The organism is Vreelandella janggokensis (genome assembly GCF_031451615.1).
Lineage (GTDB): Bacteria > Pseudomonadota > Gammaproteobacteria > Pseudomonadales > Halomonadaceae > Vreelandella > Vreelandella janggokensis.
Map to the genome: position 1 here is coordinate 1 of NZ_JARWAJ010000009.1, position 17,392 is coordinate 17,392.

Below are 17,392 nucleotides of genomic sequence, written 5' to 3' on the forward strand. Positions count from 1 at the left end.
AGACGAGTAAAGTAGCGGAGAGCCGCCCTGATCATCGTCAGGCACCTATCCCGCAGAAACCCCCGAGCACATCGTGCTCGGGGGTTTTTGTTATGGGGCAAACAAAATAAATCGAGTCTTATAAGTGCTATGATGCGCGTCGATGAAATCAACCAGCGGCTGATACCGTTTGTGATGGGTAAATTTGAGGTGAAGTGGTGAGTGAAACGGTACCTACGTCATGGTTAGTCTATTGCCGTCCTGGATTCGAGCATGATGCACTGTCAGAACTGCAGCATCACGCCGCCTTAAATGAGGTTAACTGTGTACCGTCCTATGGTGAAGGATGGGTAAGTTTAACCCGTTCCGATGGTGAGCCGATCAACGACCTGCATCGCCAGGCCGCGTTTAACAGGCTGATTTTCGCGCGGCAGAGCCTGGCGGCTCTACCGGCACTGGCGCTATCCCGTGATGACCGTTTGACGCCGGTCTTGGAACAGATAAAAGCCAGCCGCTGGAGTTTTGAAGAGATCTGGCACGAAACGCCGGATACCAACGATGGTAAAGCGCTGGCGGGGCTGATCAAGGCGCTGACCAGGCCGCTGGAAAGCATGTTGAAAAAACGGGGGGCGTTAAGGCGGAAAGCCGGTGGGCGTCGGCTGCATATCTTCTGGACGGAGGGTGATCGTGTACAGCTGGGGATGAGCTTTCCCGGCAACAGAAGCGAGCTGATCAATGGTATTCGTCGTCTCCGCTCACCTTCACGTGCGCCCAGCCGTTCCACGCTAAAACTGGAAGAGGCGTGGCATGAGTTCATACCCCGTGAGGAATGGGATGCGCGTCTGGCGGATCATATGCAGGCGGCTGATTTGGGCGCGGCGCCAGGGGGGTGGACATGGCAGCTCGTTCAACGAGGTATGTACGTTTATGCTATTGATAATGGGCCCATGGATAAGCAGTTAATGGCGACAGGGCAAATTGATCACCTAAAGGAAGATGGTTTTACCTGGGAGCCCCCGCAGCGTCTGGACTGGCTGGTATGCGATATTGTTGATAAACCGGTACGTGTCTTGGCAATGGTAGAGCGATGGTTAACGCGAAAATGGTGCCGCGAAGCCATTTTTAACCTCAAGCTGCCAATGAAGAAGCGCTGGGAAGAGGTATCACGTTGCCTGGCGATGTTAGAAAACTCATTATCCCAGGCAAGCGTTTCGGCAGATATTGCGTGTCGTCATCTCTACCATGACCGTGAAGAAGTGACAGTGCACGTAAGACTGAAGCATTGACGTCATTAGTAACTGGCTTCATAAATTCGAATTGTTTCATCTTCTGTCAGAAGCGGTAGAATTTGCTGCATCGCGTTGGCTCGCGCTTCACTGTGGTGCCATTCATTCCAGGCACGCAGGTCGCGCCATTTGGTAATCATTAAACGACGGTCCGTGTGGCCAAGTTCAACAAGACTTTCGCCGCCGACAAAGCCGCGAGCGCCCAATGAAGCCCGCATGGCCTCGCGGGCGGCTTGTTCATACTCTTCTTCAAGGCCGGGCATAATACGCCGTTCAATGATGATTTTGATCATGGATTAAGTCTCAACTCCGAGGGTATCAATGTCTGAGATTATAAAGGATGTGCCACATCACGATGCGCTACTGGATACCAGTGGCCTTTATTGCCCTGAGCCGATTATGCTGATGCACAATAAAGTCCGCGACATGGCCTCTGGCGATGTATTGAAGGTCATTGCAACAGATCCAGCAACTACCCGCGATGTGCCCAAGTTCTGTCAATTTCTAGGCCATGAGCTATTGCAGCAAACTTCAGATTCTGACCAATATTGGTACTTTATACGCTTGGCATAGCCGATGTCTGGCCGCACGGGTTAGTTTGATAACCCGTGAGCCCCTTATTTCTGTGGCAAAACGACCATGGCCAGTGCGTCAAGGGTAGCGGGGTCTTCTTCCAGAATACGATTGGCAATATGGCGCTGAAAAAAGTAGACACTTTGATGCATCGACTTTGCGCTGTAAAGACAGTCATCCCCCAGCAAGATGGGTGTCATTTTTGCCCTATCTTCATCAGCAAGCAGTGCATCAACGCTACCGTCGCTATAAAGGCGCCAGCCGTAGACGGGCTTCATATGCCATGGGCTATTGGGCTGGTTCATGCATAACGCATGGGTGCCTAACGTATCGGGCAATTGCTGGATAAGAGTGATATCACCCGAGGGTTCGTATTCGAAATACTCCGCGGCGGAGGCAAGCTCATCGGCTTTGTGGTCTGGCGGGGAGGTGAAGATTTCTTCCGTTTCAGGGTCGCGATAGCCGATAAATCGGCCATCTTCATGGCGATGAAGTTCATGGCAATCGGTTAGCTGTTCCATCCACGGGACTAAACCGACGACATTGCCGTCTTCCCTGAGACCCCAGGCAAGCAGGGGCATCCCATAATAGCTGTCCGGATCCGACGCCAACTGATATACCATTTCCAACCCATCCAGCTCTGGCGCTAGACGCACAAGGGTCTTTTGCGCCAGTTGACGCTGACGTACAGAATCCAGGTCGATGACCTGGGCAGAGCGGGGTGACAGGGGTGCGCCCATAGAGTCCCTCCTTCGTACTGCGTGGCCACGACATTAGCAAACCAGACGTGCATCTGTTCGCCGCATACATCACCAATAGCACAGGTTGGCCTGAAGGTTAAGGGTAAACGACGTTTTAATTAGGCGTGCAATTAGAAAATTGAGCCCTGGCGCGTTCATGGGATTTTATAGCGGCCTGATAGCGTTGCCAGGGCGCATCGGGCGCCTGCAGTGATAACCATCTGGACTGGTAAGCCTGTATTGCTTCAGGCACCACGATGGGGTATTGATTAATTAAGCCATTGACCGCGATTAACCATTGTTGGGCAGCGTCAGACAGTGCAGTCAAACGTTGCTTGTTCCATCGGGGGAGGCAGGTTTCGTCTGGCATGGCATGCTCATTCAGGTATTCGCTAGCGTCTTCAAGCCGTTGAGAGGCCAGCATGAGCGTGCGCAACATCTCGGCGGTCAATGGGCGCGCCCGTAGCGTATTAAGCTGTTCCTCCAGTCTTGATGAGTCCTGCTGCCAAGCGAGACTGAATTGATGCTCCACCATTTGCTGCAAGTAGTGTACGGCTTCAAGCTGGGGCTCAATTGACGGTATGGCGTCGATCTTCAGAGGATGACTGGCCCGCGCAAAACTGTCGGTCCATTCGTCAGAGTCAAAAATGGCATTCCAACTGACATAGGGAAGTTGCGCTGTTTTGGTACCCACCAGCTTGTTCAGTCGTTCACGGTTTTCTGAGCTCAGCGTTTCAGGAACATCGCTTGTCCAGCATAATGTTAAACGTTGCCACAGCGTTCGTTCATAAAGCCATTGCTGGCTGGGGGGAGCGACTTTGCCCAGTTGATTATTGCGGGCGGCTACCAGGGATGTGATCTCGCATTCGCGTAAGGCATAGACGTTGAGCAATGAGTCGCGGGTTTCGTCGATGTCGAACAGGCGTGCTTCACGAGCCGGAAATGCACCGATATTAGGTGGTGAGCGCGTCTCCACAGGCCCGTCTGCCAGTGCGCTTTCAAGCTGCTGGTGGTAAGCCTCCCAAGGCGCCTCGGCTTGATGTGGGTCTGTGCAGCCGAGCAGCGTCAAGGGCAACACCCATATACAGTTAAAGCGTTTCATGCTGACTCCTTGATAGCAGAGGTGCGTCGGCTTATAACGTGCAGCCGCCAAGCCAGAAGGAAGGCAGCGGTGCTCAAGCCCGCAATCAAGCCGATCCAGTAGCCATGCACACCCAGCGGGCCAAGGACATTGCCGAGTCCTCGTGTGCCCAGCCAGTGACCCCCGCCAAGGCCCACCAGCCAATATGACAATACCGTAATGGCCATGACGATCCGCGTATCTTTATAACCTCTAAGGGCGCCCGCCAGATTCACCTGAAGCGAATCGGAGAGCTGGAAAATAGCCGCCAGGGCAATAATCGAGAGCGCCAGTGTCTGTATGGCTTGATTGGACGTGTAGAGTGCAATGACAGGAGCGGCCGTTATCCATAGCAACAGGCTATTTAATGCGGCGACAATGACGCTGATAATAATACCGTTCCAGGCCACACGGCGGGCATGCGACATGCGTTGTTTGCCTAGCGTATTACCGACACGGACGGTTAGCGCCATGCTGAGCGACATGGGGAGCATAAACAGAATGGTGGTGTAACTAAGAGCGATCTGGTGAGCGCCGACGGTGACTTCGCCAAAGCTGGCGATAAATAATGCAATTAGCGTGAAAAGGGTAACTTCGACGAAAATGGCCACGCCAATAGGGACACCGACCACCAGCAGTTCCTGGATGCCATGCCTATTGGGAAGCGATAAGCGCTGCCACAATGAGATGCCGTGATAGTGATCGGTGTAGTGGGTGTAAAGGCTCATCGCGATCGCCATGGTCCACATGGACAGCGCGGTGGCGATACCGCATCCCAGCGCGCCCAGGGCAGGCAGTTGCTGTACTGTATCAGGTAACCATGGCCCTAGCAGGCTGACCAAGCCGTCGCCACCGTTAATCAGTAGATAGTTGGCAGGTATGTTGACAGCTAAGCCAACCAGGCTGATCCATAGGGCAGGCCGGGTATGGTTCATGCCATCCGAAAAAGCCCTGAGCGCCTGGAAAAGGGCGATGCCCGGCATGCCAAAGGCGACGGCGGCAAGATACGCAGCGGAGGAGTGTGCCACCTGCGTCGGCACTTCCATCAACTCGAAAATGGGCAGTACGCTTACCCAAAGCAGCATTGCCGCCAAAAGCCCCAGTACGATGGCAACCCAAAGTCCCTGGTGCACCGCTGGGCGAATAGCGTTGTGGCGCTGTCCGCCCAGCAGGTGCGCGACGATGGGCGTAAGCCCCATGAGTGTGCCGGTCATGAACAGCATTAACGGCATCCACAGACTGGACCCCACCGAGACAGCAGCCAGCGCAGTGGCATCATGGCGACCTGTCATGATGACATCGACCACGCTCATCCCCGCCTGGGCCAACTGAGCGCCACAGATGGGAAGGGCCAGACGAACAAGTTGGCGCGTTTCAAGCCAGTCGACCGGACTGAATTTTTCCAACACACGACCCACGGGTTAACTCCTGAGCAAAGCGGCCCTCAAAGCTCGCTAGATTAGCAGGTATACTGAGCAAAATTATGCTGCAGATGAGGCTAATGTGAGTAACACCCAACCGCAATGGACGCTCGACGACGTGATGGCATTATTTGATGGCGTCTTTTTCGAACGTTACCAAACCCGCTTGGTAAAAGGTGACGAGGAGCCCCTTTATCGACCGGCCGATGACAAGACGCCTTATCATCAAATTATTTTTGCTCATGGTTTTTTTGCCAGTGCGTTACACGAAATCAGTCATTGGTGTATTGCAGGCGCCGAGCGGCGACAAAAAGAAGACTATGGTTACTGGTATTTGCCTGATGGCCGGGACGCTGAACAACAGCGGGCGTTTGAGCAGTCTGAGGTAGCCCCACAAGCGCTGGAGTCGCTGTTTGCCGAGGCGTGTAGACGTGAATTTCATGTCAGCGTCGATAACCTGGGTGGTGATGCCGCGGTTGACCGTGAGGCATTTGCCGAAAAAGTGTCCCAGCGTGCCGCACGCTACAAGGAAGAAGGCCTGCCAGTGCGCGCCAACGCCTTTGCTTGTGCGTTGGCGCGTTATTATCGCCACCAGGGTACGTTAACCGAGGCCGTGGCCCATGGACATGCCGTGCTGGACCAAGCGGACTCAATGGCGAGCGCTTAATCGTCCTCGGTCAGCCTCTGATGCAAAGACAGCATGACCTCCAATTCATGCTCGGGCCGCATGGGTTCCAGCCCCAGTTCGCTGAACGTTTCTCGGCGCTGGCGGTGCCATTCGCCAGGCGTAATGGAAGGATAGAGAGCCGATGCCGGCGCCAGCTCCACAAAAGGGTCCAGTCCATAGGTGTCGAAGAGGCGTGCCAGAGCGGCTTCGTCATCGCCGTTATCGCTGGTATATAGCGTCGTGGAAAAGTGGTCGTTCTCAAGCTCACGGATCACTTCAAGGGGGCTGACCCCCAGGCTCTCCAGCTCTTCGATGCTGTAGGCACCCATGGCATTGGTATCTTCCTTGATCCAGCTATCGTCCGGGTGAATCAATGTCTGTTTAACTCGACCATCGGTTAGCGACCAGGCAATGGCTAGGGGGAGGCCATCATCTTCACCGGTCTCAATGGCAATAAACCCTGGATAATCGGCCACGCTAGTACTCCTTTAAAGATTCCGTGGGAAGGCGGAAAAAACGTTGGGCGGTCTGTGTGGTGGCAGCCCCCATGTCAGCCTCGCTGATGCCTCGGGACTCGGCAATTTCCCTGACAATCCATGGCAGCAGGGCAGGTTCGTGGCGGCGCCCTTTAAGTTTTGCCGGCAGGTTACGCGGCAGCAAATAGGGGCAATCGGTTTCCACCATCAGCCGGTCAAGTGGTATCTCACCCACCAAGGGGCGTAGATGATGGCCGCGCCGCTCGTCACAAATCCAGCCCGTCAGGCCTATATGCAAGTCTAGATCGAGATAGCCAAATAGCGTATCGCGGTCGGCGGTAAAACAATGCACCACGGCCTGGCTGATTTCATCACGCCAGGCATGCAGCATCTCGCGCATTCGGTGGCCGGCGTCCCGCTCATGCAGAAACAGCGGTAAACCGCTCTCAGCCGCCAGAGCAAGCTGTGCTTCAAACGCATGCTCCTGTTCACGGGGCGTCGAGAAATTGCGATTGAAATCAAGCCCGCATTCACCCACGGCAACAACTTCCGGCCTTGCATGCAGCCTGGCCATTTCACCCGCTATCGCGTTATTCCACTGGCTTGCATCGTGGGGGTGTATCCCGGCGGTGGCGTAGAGGCCTGGAAAACGCTGCGCGAGAGAAACAGCCTGCTCGGCGTGCTCAATGTCGGTGCCGGTAACGATCATTGTGGTTACCTGGGCTGCCTGCGCCCGTTGAATGACGGCTTCCAGGTCCCGCCCAAAGCTTTCATGGGTCAGGTTGGCCCCGATATCAACCAGCGGCGCGCTCGGACGGAACTGCAGTGCGTCGGGTAAAAAATCATCGATATAAGCGGTTCCCAAGCGGTACTCCCCTTAAGTCGTAAATGGACCATTGTAACGCCACGCGTCAGCTGACGGCTATCGGTGGTTCGAGGCATAAGGAATTTGTGCCTTATTAACGTTGTCCGCCCAGTCCGCGCATGCGTTACACTGTGCGCCTCATAATGAAGGAGGACACTGCGTGACCCTGTTACGACTTGAACAGCTGCAACTTGCCTACGGCACCCAGGTACTTCTCGACCGCGCCGATCTCACGGTTGAGAGAGGCGAGCGGCTGGCGCTAGTCGGTCGCAATGGCACCGGTAAGTCTACCTTGCTGAAATTGGTCGCCGGCGATATCCAGGCCGATGACGGCTCAATCTGGCGGGCACCTGGCTTGAAGATTGGCGTGTTGGCCCAGGAACTGCCCGACTCTTCCGGCATGACGATTTTTGACATGGTGGCGCAAGGGCTGCCAGAGGCCGGAGAGTTACTGTCAGAATACCAGCATTTGATCAATGACCCTGATCCCGACATGAACCGCATGGCCACCTTGCAAACCCGCCTGGAAGCGATTGATGGCTGGTCGTTCCATCAGCAGATTGACGTGGTGCTGACGCGCTTGGGGCTGCCTCCGGAAGCCGAGATGAGCGCACTTTCCGGTGGCTGGCGGCGCCGCGTCGCATTGGCCCGGGCGTTGGTTGCCCAGCCTGACCTGCTGCTGCTTGACGAGCCGACCAACCACCTGGATCTGGACACCATCGCCTGGCTGGAAGAGCAGTTGCTAGCGTTTAACGGCGCGGTGTTGCTGATTACCCACGACCGGGCATTCCTCTCCAAGCTGGCGACCCATATTCTGGAATTGGATCGTGGCAAGCTTGGGCGCTATCCCGGTGACTATGCTGAGTACCAGGCGCGTAAACAGCACGAACTGGAGGTCGAAGCGCGGGAAAACGCCGAGTTCGATAAAAAGCTGGCGCAGGAAGAAGTCTGGATTCGTCAGGGCATCAAGGCACGCCGGACGCGTAACGAAGGCCGGGTCAGGGCGCTTGAGGCGATGCGCAGCGAGCGCAGTCAGCGCCGTGAGCGTCAGGGAACGGCCAATCTGTCGGTGGATAGCGGAGAAAGGACCGGCAAGCGCGTCGTCAAGCTGAAAGGCGTCAGTCAGCGGTTCGGCGATGACACCATCATCCGCGACTTGAACCTTGAGGTGATGCGCGGCGATCGAATTGGCTTTCTGGGGCGTAACGGGGCCGGCAAAACAACGCTGCTCAAGATATTGTTAGGCGAGATTGAGCCCACAGAAGGTACTGTTCAGTTGGGCACCAACCTTAAGGTGGCTTACTTTGACCAGCTTCGCGCAGGACTTGAGCTGGAGAAAACGGTCTACGATAACGTGGCGCAAGGGAGTGATCGGGTCAGTGTCGGTGGCAAAGACCGCCATGTCATGAGCTATCTCCAGGATTTCCTGTTCACGCCTGACCGCGTACGTCAGCCGGTAAAAGCACTCTCGGGTGGTGAGTCAAATCGGCTGTTGCTGGCCAAGCTGTTCACCCAGCCGGCCAATGTGCTGGTGCTCGATGAGCCAACCAACGACCTGGATATGGAAACCCTGGAGCTGCTTGAAGAGCTGCTGCTGAATTTCGAAGGAACACTGCTGTTGGTGTCCCATGACCGGACCTTTATGGATAACGTGGTCACCAGTATGCTGGCGTTCGAAGGTGAGGGCGTGGTTCGCGAATACGTCGGCGGCTATACCGACTGGATTCGGCAGGGCGGCAAATTGCCACCTGCTCCCTGGGAAGGGGCGGCAAGGCAGAACACCGAACCGACTGCAACGGCGGCTAAAGAAAAGCACAGCGCAACCGCTGCTCCGGCGCAAAAGCCAGTCAAGCTTTCCTATAAGCTACAGCGTGAACTTGATGCGTTACCTGCCGAGATAGAGCGGTTGGAGAACGATGTGGAAGCACTGGAACAGGAAGCCGCCGACCCGGCATTCTACCAGCAGGACGCTAGCGACGTGACGACCAAGCTGCAGGCGTTAGAGCAGACGCAGCAAGCGCTAGATGCGGCCATGGAACGCTGGATGTCACTGGAAGCGATGGCCAACGGTGAATAATCAGCCTGCTGAAGGTGCCGGCATCACCGGCACCTTCAAACGCATAAGGCATTATTCGTCGCTTTCTTCACCTTTTTTACCTACGCGAACCGCCAGTACGTCGCACTGTGCGCCGTGCAGTACGCCGGTAGAGGTGGAGCCAAGCAACAGGGCAAACCCATGGCGTCCGTGAGAGCCGACGACAATCAAGTCAACGCCGTGCTCTTCAGCAAAGCGATGGATTTCAGTATCCGGCATACCGACCACCACGTGTTGATCTGCCTCGGCAATGTGGGGAGCCGCTATGTCGGCCAGGCGTTTCTTGGCGTGATCGTCAAGCTGGTCCTGAATGCTGGTCAAATCCATCGGGATATCGCCGCCGTAAGCAAATCCCAGGGGTTCAAGCGTGTGCATGATAGAAATTTTGGCGCGGTCATTACGCTCGGCAATCGCGATGGCCCGATCCAGAATTTTCTTAGAGTCTTTGGTCAAGTCGACGGCAACCAGAATATGGTGATAGCTCATGGCCTATCTCCTCAGTGAGTAACAAGCAGTCTTCTGTATCTAATGCTCTCTACTTTAAGTGGCGTGCCTCATCTTAACAACGACCTGGATCATGGTTTTTATGCACTCTCCATTCAAGTGTGGCTCAGTTTGAAGGAAATGTAGAAATGGAATGGTTGATTATTGTGTTTATCATGCTGTTTGTCTTGGCGCCGGTGATGTGGCTAAAACCGAGCCCACGACAAAAGAGAACCATGGCCATGCGCCTGCACGCCAGCCGAAAAGGGGTAACGATCAAGCAGCAAAAGCCACCGCTTCATGGGTTCAGAGGCACCATGCCTGCTTACCGCTGGTACTACCCCCAGCAGCAACCCGGGCCTGATTTCGTGCTCGTCCGCGACCAGCACGCCAGCCAGGAACTCGAGCCCTACCATGCAGGGTGGCGCTGGCGCATAGCACCACTAAGGCCCATTCCCGGCGCTGCTGAAGCGCCACTTAAAGCGCTGCTGGAACGCCTGCCACTGGATGCGCTGGTGCTTGAGTCAACGCCCAATTCACTGACGCTGTGGTGGTGGGAATCGCAGAATGCCTCGCGCTTTGATACCTATCTGGATGATTTTAATCAGCTACGCGATCAAATGTCGGGCCAGGCAGATAGCCTTCCTCAAGAACCACCCTCGTCAGGAAGCCGCTTCCTGTAGATCGCGCGCCTGAATGGCCAGTCCGTTTTGCTCAATGCGTTCCAGCCATTCACCCAGTTGTTCCAGATCCTCCTCCGAGAGACCTTCGAACATTTCTTTGCGGGCTTCCTTTGCCACATTGTCAATCTGTTCAAGCAGTGGCATGGCCGCATCTGTCAGGTGGATACGTTTGCTGCGACGGTCGCTATCGCAAGCGCGCCGCTCCACCAGGCCCTGGGCTTCGAGCTGACTGAGTGTCCGAACCAAGGAGGGAGCCTCGACACCTATGGCCCGTGCCAAGTCACATTGCGGCTGGCCGTCGCCCAGGCGCCACAGATGATAAAGCGTCACCCAACGCGTCTGTGTGAGGCCAAGCGGCGCCAGGCGGCGATCCAGTATGGAACGCCATAGATGGGGCAGGCGAGCAATGCGAAAACCAATTGATGATGCCATGATCTGCTAGTTACCAGTCAAAATGAATAGACGGATTGTCATAATCTCGAGCGATGAATGCAAGACACGATCACTACTCTGCGTCGGTTTGGTCAACGTCTCGATCACGACCAGGGATAAAGCGCTGAAGATTCAACCTGCTCAAACCCGCCGGCCGAATGTCACTATCTGCCATCGTCGCCTTTTCGGTATCTTCGCTGACGGTAAACCGGATCAGGCCTAACCGCTGGCCGCTGTCTGTCATGATATCCACCCGCCAGCGGCCAGATGGATTCTCGGGGAAGTTCAGCTTGTGGCTCCAGGCTCGGTAACCTTCTTCCCGCCCGCCATTGATATCCAGGTCGACGACGTCCAGCTGTTCACCATTTTGATGCCATACATGGGAAATCGTTTCACTCAACCCCCGTGGGGCACGAATGGCGGTATACACATAAAGACCGTTTTGCTTAACCGCCTGGGGGGTCAAGGCAATGGAGCCGCGGGGTTCTCGTTGCTGAATATTGAGGGCCGGTGACAACGCCGTGCCGGTCATCCATAAGCTGGCTGGTGGCACCCAGGCGCGCCCGAACCAGGCCAGGCCCGCCACTATTAACATCATGGCGAGTAACGGAAACCAGCCGCTGAATGAGCGTTGCCTCAGCAGATGCCAAAAGCTGGGTATTGCGACCACCAACATGGTCGCAATGGCCAGTAGCAAACTCTGCCCGGTGGTTAAGTGAAGCATGATCGGCAACGTGACCAGCACCACCAAAAACACGCACAGCGCATGGAACATGAAGTAGGCACTGCGCCAGCGGCCAGCAACCTTGTAATACAGAGGATCAATAATCGACAGCACCGCCATGGCCACGACGCAAAGTGAGAAGAGACTTTGGCCGCTGTTCCATACGGTGGTGATCAAAATAAACGGCAGTGTGAAAAATAGCGTTTCCTGGTGGATCATCTGGGCGATGAACGAGGCAACGCCTTTGGGTAGGGTGGGATAGCCTCGACGGGCAAGCCAGCGACCGACCAGGCTTTCTGAGAGAAGCAACAGCCAGGCAAACAAAAGCCCCAATGCCAGCGCTGCCCCCAGCCATTGCTGGCGATCCACAAGAAAGAAACTGCCCAGGCCAGCCGCAAAGGCTAAAGGGGGCCACAGCCAGCTCCATGGTTTTAAACGAACGACGAGTCGTTCCACAAATGATTGCAAAGCGGCGATGCGCGCCTGTGTGAGCAGCGTGCCCATATAAAATAACCCGGATGATCAACGAGCCGTGATCCTAACAGTCCGAACGCCCGGCGGGGAGCGCTGGTCGAAGAAGTTTATAGAATTAGCCAAAAGTCAGGGCTTGACGTTCTTGGGTAACTCAACCAAGCTTACGCAATCAAACGACCGTATGAAATGCGAGGTGCGTCCCGTTGATTGGGACCACCCGAACTTGTGGAGAGAGCGCGGATGATCTATCAAGGCAATGCCATCACGGTGGAGCGTCGTGACACCCAGGGTGGCAATGACATCGCAACGCTCACTTTCGATTTGAAAGATGAGTCCGTCAACAAGCTGTCCAGCGCCGTGGTGACAGAGCTGGGAGAAGCGGTAAAAGCCCTTCAGGCAGAAGCCGGTTTGCAGGGACTGGTCATTGGCAGTGCCAAAGAAGCCTTTATTGTCGGTGCTGATATTACCGAGTTCCACACCCTGTTCGATAAAGGCGAAGAGTACCTGGTGGAAATGAACCTCAAGGTTCATGACATCTTCAACGCCATTGAAGATTTACCTTTCCCCACGGTCACGGCGATCAACGGGCTGGCGTTGGGCGGCGGCTGCGAAGTACTGCTGACCACCGATTTCCGTGTGATGAGCGTAAAGGCCAAGATTGGCCTGCCGGAAACCAAGCTGGGCATTCTGCCGGGCTGGGGTGGTTGCGTTCGTCTGCCGCGGCTGATCGGCGCCGACAATGCGATTGAATGGATCGCCGGCGGTACGGAAAATCGTGCGGACGCTGCGCTCAAGATGGGAGCCGTCGATGCCGTCGTCGCCCATGAGCTGCTCGAAAGCGCCGCGCTGGATATCCTCGACCGCGCTAATGCCGGCGAGCTCGACTATCAAGCGCGCCGCGACGAAAAGACCAGCCCGCTCAAGCTCAATGCCATCGAGCAGATGATGGCGTTTGAAACCGCCAAGGGTTACGTGGCAGGCAAGGCGGGGCCGCACTATCCCGCGCCGGTCGAAGCCATCAAGGTAATCCAGAAGGGCGCTGGTGAGGAACGTGGTCGCGCTCAGGCGATCGAGGCCAAGGCCTTTGCCAAGCTGGCGCTGAGCAGCGTGGCGTTCAACCTGGTGGGTCTGTTCCTCAACGACCAGGTGGTCAAGAAAAAAGGCAGCCAGTACGAGAAACAGGCGCAGCCGGTCAACCAGACGGCGGTGCTGGGCGCGGGTATCATGGGCGGCGGTATCGCCTATCAAAGCGCCTCGAAAGGCACGCCCATCCTGATGAAAGATATCAAGGATGACGCCATCGAGCTGGGCCTCAAGGAAGCCCGCAAGCTGTTTGCCAAGCAGGTCGAGCGTAACAAGCTGACCACCGAGCAAATGGCCGAGAAGCTGAGCAATATTCGCCCAACGCTCTCCTACGGCGATTTCGGCAATGTCGACCTGGTGGTCGAGGCCGTGGTCGAAAACCCCAAGGTCAAGGACGCCGTGTTGACCGAAGTAGAAGGTATGGTCAGCGAGAATACGATTCTTACCTCCAACACCTCGACCATTTCCATCAACCGCCTGGCCAGGAACCTCAAGCGTCCGGAAAACTTCTGCGGCATGCACTTCTTCAACCCGGTGCACCGTATGCCGCTGGTGGAAGTAATCCGCGGTGAGAAAACCTCGGATGCCGCGGTAGCCGCCACGGTCGCCTACGCGCGTGCCATGGGCAAAACGCCGATCGTGGTCAACGACTGCCCCGGGTTCCTGGTCAACCGAGTGCTGTTCCCGTACTTCGGTGGTTTCAGCTTCCTGGTCGAGCAAGGCGCCGACTTCCAGCACGTCGACAAGGTAATGGAGAAGTTTGGCTGGCCGATGGGCCCTGCGTATCTGCTGGACGTGGTCGGTATGGATACGGCGGTTCACGCCAACGAGGTCATGGCCGAAGGCTTCCCGGATCGAATGGCCCGTGACGGCAAGACCGCCATCCAGGTCATGTACGACAATGAGCGCCTCGGTCAGAAGAATGACAAGGGCTTCTACGCCTACGAAGAGGATAAAAAGGGTAAGCCCAAGAAAGTCACCGATGAAGCGGCCTACACCTTGGTCAAAGAAGTGGTAAAAGAGCACAAGGAGTTTTCGGACGAGGACATTATCGCCCGCATGATGGTGCCCCTCTGCCTGGAGACCGTGCGCTGCCTGGAAGACGGTATTGTCGCGACGCCCGCCGAAGCTGATATGGCGCTTATTTATGGTATCGGGTTCCCGCCGTTCCGCGGCGGGGCGTTGCGCTACATTGACGCCATGGGTGTGGCCGAGTTCGTCAAGCTGGCCGAAGGCCTGGCCGATGAGTTGGGACCGCTCTACGCGCCCACCGACAAGCTGCGCCAGATGGCTAAGAATGGCGAACGCTTTTATACCGCCGACGGTCAGGCCTAAATCACCACGTACAGGAGAAATATGATGAGTTTGAATCCGAGAGATATCGTGGTGGTCGACGCCGTACGTACCGCCATGGCCAAAGCCAAGAATGGCGCGTTTCGTAACGTGCGGGCAGAAAATCTATCAGCGGCCGCCATGCAGGCCTTGTTTCAGCGCAATGCCAACCTGGATGCCTCAGAAGTCGACGACGTGATTTGGGGCTGTGTTAACCAAACGCTTGAACAATCGATGAACATTGCGCGTAACGCCGCCATCATGACCGGCATTCCGCGCTCGGTGCCGGCGCAGACCGTCAACCGCCTGTGCGGCTCTTCCATGAGCGCGCTGCATATCGCCTCGGCCAATATCAAGGCCGGTATGGGGGATTTCTACATCATCGGCGGCGTCGAGCACATGGAACACGTGCCAATGACCCACGGCGTTGACGTCAATCCCGCGGCCAGCAAGCACGCCGCGAAAGCCGCTATGATGATGGGCCTGACCGCCGAGCTACTGGGTAAAATGCACGGTGTCTCCCGTGAAGATCAGGACAAGTTTGGCGTACGCTCCCACCAGCGTGCCCAGGCGGCGATGGAAAAAGGTTACTTCGATAACGAAATCATCGGTGTCGAAGGCCATGACCAGCAAGGCTTCAAAGTCATGGTCAAGAACGATGAAGTGATCCGTCCCGATGCCAGCATGGAGTCAATGGCTAACCTCAAGCCGGTGTTTGACCCCCGCAATGGTACCGTGACCGCTGGCACGTCTTCGGCGCTATCGGTGGGCGCTTCCGCGATGGCGGTGATGAGCTACGAGCGTGCCCAGGCCCTGGGCCTCGAGCCGATTGCCAAGGTACTGTCTACTGGTGTGGCGGGCTGTGATGCGTCCATCATGGGGTATGGCCCGGTGCCTGCTTCCAAGAAGGCGCTGAAAGCCGCTGGGCTTTCCGCGGCCGACATTCAGACCGTCGAGCTTAACGAAGCCTTTGCCGCTCAGGGCATTCCCGTCCTGAAAGACCTGGGTTTCCTGGATGCCATGGACGAGAAGGTCAATCTGCACGGCGGCGCCATTGCGCTGGGGCACCCGCTGGGCTGCTCGGGGTCGCGCATCTGTACAACGCTGCTTAACGTCATGCAGCAGCGCGACACCACCCTCGGTCTCGCCACCATGTGTATCGGCATGGGGCAGGGGGTTGCCACGGTATTTGAACGCCTCAGATAACCATGGCGTTAGCCAGAGCGTAAAACGGCACCCTTCGGGGTGCCGTTTTTTTCCGCAAGCGCTTGGGGTATCGGCTATTCGGCCTGAAAGGCGCTGCGATGGAAATTGGCCGCTGCCTCAACGTCTGCAATACCGCAGCTGTCCGGGACGGGGATTGTCTGGCCGGCAAGTACGGCAAGGACGGCGCGCGTCCCGTTGGCCAGCGATTCGAGGTTGTAGCCGCCTTCGAGCACAAAGACCAGGCGGCCGTCGCAGTGTTTTTCGGCCAGCTGCTGTAAAAAGCCGGTCAAGGCACCAAACCCGTCGTAGGAAACATTGAGGGCCAGGTCGTGCCAGTGCGGGTCAAAGCCGGCGGAGACAAGAATGATATCGGGTTTGAACCAGTCGGCTGCCGGCGCCAGGATGTCTCGAAACGCCTTGAGATAGGCTTCATCTCCGGCGCCCGCCGGTAACGGCACGTTGACGGTGGTGCCTTCGGCAAGGCCCGCGCCGACGTCATGCAGATGGCCGGAACCCGGATAGAAGGGCGCGGCGCGGTGGATATCAAAAAACATCACGTCGGGCTCGGCCCAGAAAATATCCTGGGTGCCGTTGCCGTGGTGAGCATCCCAATCGACGATCAAGACCCTTTCGCACCCCAGAGCGCTGCGCGCATGCGCTGCCGCGACTGCCACATTGTTGAACAGACAAAAGCCCCGTGCGCGCACGGGCTCGGCGTGGTGACCTGGGGGGCGAACGAGCGCAAAGGCGCTCCGGGTACGTTTTTCCATGACGGCCTCAACGGCGGCAATGGCGGTGCCGGCAGCGACTTCGGCGGCGTCCACGCTGCCCGGTGACACGGCGGTGGTATCCACATCCAGCCAGGCATTCTTGCCTCTCAAATTGAAGATGTCGCTCAGGTAGGAGGTCGTGTGCACCCGGGCCAGCTGTTCATGGGTGGCAGCTTTGCCACCTTCGAATACAAGCCCCTCGATTGGGGCTTTGTTGAGTAACTGTTGAATAGCTTTTAGCCGACCGGGGTGTTCCGGGTATTTCCAGGGAACAGAGAGCCCCGACAGCAGCTGTCGAATCCGTTTATCAATGCGGTCAGGTAGAAAATCGGCATCAATATTGGGTTCGTGGGCAAGGACGCGATCATCATAGAAGGCGATAACGTTATGCATGGTCATATACCTGAGTTAGGGCGCGCGCAGTGCAGGCGTGTCACTTGTTGGTACCCCAAGCGCTAAAAAGGTTGCTTATAGTAAGGCAGGCTTGACGGCGTTATACAATGCCATTATCCAGGCTAAACGCTAAATAGAGCCCCAACTCCTCCACCTGGGTGGCAAAATCATCCTGCCACTCGCCCTGCAGGGTGAGTGGCGGCTGTACCCAGCGCCAGCGCAGGCCGGAAACGATGCTCTCAACCGCTCGTCTAGTGCCTGTACCGTCAAGCCCGGCACGAATGTACAGGGCACATGGCAGGCCCTGTTTTTCCTCTATGACCCCGTAGTAGCTGCGATCGAAAAAATCCTTGAGCGCACCGCTCATGTAACCCAGGTTTTCCGTGGTACCTAACAGTATGCCATCGCAGGCCACTACATCGTCAGGACCGGCTTCGAAAGGGGTCTTGACAACGCATCGCACGTTTTCAAGGTCGCTGTGCGTCGCGCCGCGATAGGCAGCATCACTGAGCGCCTGGGTATTCGGTGAAGGGGTATGAGCAACGATGAGTAGTTGTTTCATGAGTTAGCCTGTGGGGATGAGGTTTGCG

Annotated in this window: 18 protein-coding genes; 7 read left to right on the plus strand and 11 right to left on the minus strand. The window is 56.5% G+C overall.

Translation table 11 applies throughout. From position 1 onward, the window contains the following. The first annotated feature begins 194 nt into the window (after positions 1 to 194). Positions 195 to 1,265, plus strand: coding sequence for a 23S rRNA (cytidine(2498)-2'-O)-methyltransferase RlmM (gene rlmM / locus QC816_RS17755; RefSeq protein WP_268902262.1), 1,071 nt, complete (start codon positions 195 to 197; stop codon positions 1,263 to 1,265). 5 nt (positions 1,266 to 1,270) lie between these two features. Here rlmM and QC816_RS17760 read toward each other — a convergent pair whose 3' ends face one another. After that, positions 1,271 to 1,558 (minus strand): antibiotic biosynthesis monooxygenase family protein, encoded by a 288-nt coding sequence (locus QC816_RS17760; RefSeq protein WP_066317450.1) that lies wholly within the window; start codon positions 1,556 to 1,558, stop codon positions 1,271 to 1,273. Positions 1,559 to 1,586: 28 nt separating this feature from the next. Between QC816_RS17760 and tusA the strand changes: the two genes are divergently transcribed. After that, the gene (tusA, locus tag QC816_RS17765; protein WP_199285099.1) at positions 1,587 to 1,838 is read left to right on the plus strand and encodes a sulfurtransferase TusA; all 252 of its coding nucleotides are present in this window, start codon (positions 1,587 to 1,589) and stop codon (positions 1,836 to 1,838) included. 44 nt (positions 1,839 to 1,882) lie between these two features. On the opposite strand, the gene QC816_RS17770 is transcribed toward tusA, so the two are convergent. From QC816_RS17770 to QC816_RS17780, 3 genes are all read right to left on the minus strand, one after another. Beyond that, a complete protein-coding gene (locus QC816_RS17770; protein ID WP_085919934.1) occupies positions 1,883 to 2,578 on the minus strand; it encodes a hypothetical protein in 696 nt (231 codons plus the stop codon). A 115-nt stretch (positions 2,579 to 2,693) separates the two neighbouring features. Then, the gene (locus tag QC816_RS17775) at positions 2,694 to 3,680 is read right to left on the minus strand and encodes a DUF3080 family protein (protein WP_264827018.1); all 987 of its coding nucleotides are present in this window, start codon (positions 3,678 to 3,680) and stop codon (positions 2,694 to 2,696) included. Next, positions 3,677 to 5,116, minus strand: a complete 1,440-nt coding sequence (locus QC816_RS17780) for an MATE family efflux transporter (RefSeq protein WP_309783762.1) — start codon at positions 5,114 to 5,116, stop codon at positions 3,677 to 3,679. Before QC816_RS17780 ends, QC816_RS17775 begins: the two co-directional genes overlap by 4 nt. A gap of 124 nt (positions 5,117 to 5,240) precedes the next feature. Here QC816_RS17780 and QC816_RS17785 point away from each other — a divergent pair, with 124 nt between their 5' ends. After that, positions 5,241 to 5,786: an elongation factor P hydroxylase gene (locus tag QC816_RS17785; protein ID WP_422823755.1), complete on the plus strand. Its 546-nt coding sequence runs from the start codon at positions 5,241 to 5,243 to the stop codon at positions 5,784 to 5,786. On the opposite strand, the gene QC816_RS17790 is transcribed toward QC816_RS17785, so the two are convergent. Next, positions 5,783 to 6,262: a hypothetical protein gene (locus tag QC816_RS17790; protein WP_085919931.1), complete on the minus strand. Its 480-nt coding sequence runs from the start codon at positions 6,260 to 6,262 to the stop codon at positions 5,783 to 5,785. The two genes, QC816_RS17785 and QC816_RS17790, sit on opposite strands and share 4 nt — an antisense overlap. A gap of 1 nt (position 6,263) precedes the next feature. After that, a complete protein-coding gene (locus QC816_RS17795) occupies positions 6,264 to 7,127 on the minus strand; it encodes a TatD family hydrolase (protein WP_264827023.1) in 864 nt (287 codons plus the stop codon). Positions 7,128 to 7,287: 160 nt separating this feature from the next. Here QC816_RS17795 and QC816_RS17800 point away from each other — a divergent pair, with 160 nt between their 5' ends. Continuing rightward, positions 7,288 to 9,204: an ATP-binding cassette domain-containing protein gene (locus QC816_RS17800; protein ID WP_199285101.1), complete on the plus strand. Its 1,917-nt coding sequence runs from the start codon at positions 7,288 to 7,290 to the stop codon at positions 9,202 to 9,204. A 51-nt stretch (positions 9,205 to 9,255) separates the two neighbouring features. Here QC816_RS17800 and QC816_RS17805 read toward each other — a convergent pair whose 3' ends face one another. After that, positions 9,256 to 9,708 carry a universal stress protein gene (locus QC816_RS17805; RefSeq protein WP_085919928.1) on the minus strand — a complete coding sequence of 151 codons (453 nt, stop codon included), beginning with the start codon at positions 9,706 to 9,708 and terminating at the stop codon, positions 9,256 to 9,258. Between the two features lie 146 nt (positions 9,709 to 9,854). Between QC816_RS17805 and QC816_RS17810 the strand changes: the two genes are divergently transcribed. After that, positions 9,855 to 10,388: a preprotein translocase subunit YajC gene (locus QC816_RS17810; RefSeq protein ID WP_264827025.1), complete on the plus strand. Its 534-nt coding sequence runs from the start codon at positions 9,855 to 9,857 to the stop codon at positions 10,386 to 10,388. On the opposite strand, the gene slyA is transcribed toward QC816_RS17810, so the two are convergent. Both slyA and QC816_RS17820 read right to left on the minus strand, forming a co-directional pair. Continuing rightward, positions 10,368 to 10,820 (minus strand): transcriptional regulator SlyA, encoded by a 453-nt coding sequence (slyA, locus tag QC816_RS17815; protein ID WP_264827026.1) that lies wholly within the window; start codon positions 10,818 to 10,820, stop codon positions 10,368 to 10,370. The two genes, QC816_RS17810 and slyA, sit on opposite strands and share 21 nt — an antisense overlap. A 73-nt stretch (positions 10,821 to 10,893) precedes the next feature. Continuing rightward, the gene (locus QC816_RS17820) at positions 10,894 to 12,048 is read right to left on the minus strand and encodes a DUF5924 family protein (RefSeq protein ID WP_199285102.1); all 1,155 of its coding nucleotides are present in this window, start codon (positions 12,046 to 12,048) and stop codon (positions 10,894 to 10,896) included. 210 nt (positions 12,049 to 12,258) lie between these two features. Between QC816_RS17820 and fadB the strand changes: the two genes are divergently transcribed. After that, on the plus strand, positions 12,259 to 14,436 hold the full coding sequence (gene fadB, locus QC816_RS17825; RefSeq protein WP_309783767.1) for a fatty acid oxidation complex subunit alpha FadB: 2,178 nt from the start codon (positions 12,259 to 12,261) through the stop codon (positions 14,434 to 14,436). Between the two features lie 24 nt (positions 14,437 to 14,460). Further along, a complete protein-coding gene (gene fadA, locus QC816_RS17830; protein WP_264827028.1) occupies positions 14,461 to 15,639 on the plus strand; it encodes an acetyl-CoA C-acyltransferase FadA in 1,179 nt (392 codons plus the stop codon). A 74-nt stretch (positions 15,640 to 15,713) separates the two neighbouring features. On the opposite strand, the gene QC816_RS17835 is transcribed toward fadA, so the two are convergent. Together QC816_RS17835 and QC816_RS17840 are read right to left on the minus strand one after the other, a co-directional pair. Continuing rightward, positions 15,714 to 16,802, minus strand: coding sequence for a histone deacetylase family protein (locus QC816_RS17835; protein WP_199285105.1), 1,089 nt, complete (start codon positions 16,800 to 16,802; stop codon positions 15,714 to 15,716). A 100-nt stretch (positions 16,803 to 16,902) separates the two neighbouring features. Beyond that, positions 16,903 to 17,364, minus strand: coding sequence for a flavodoxin family protein (locus QC816_RS17840; RefSeq protein ID WP_199285106.1), 462 nt, complete (start codon positions 17,362 to 17,364; stop codon positions 16,903 to 16,905). Between the last annotated feature and the right edge of the window lie 28 nt (positions 17,365 to 17,392).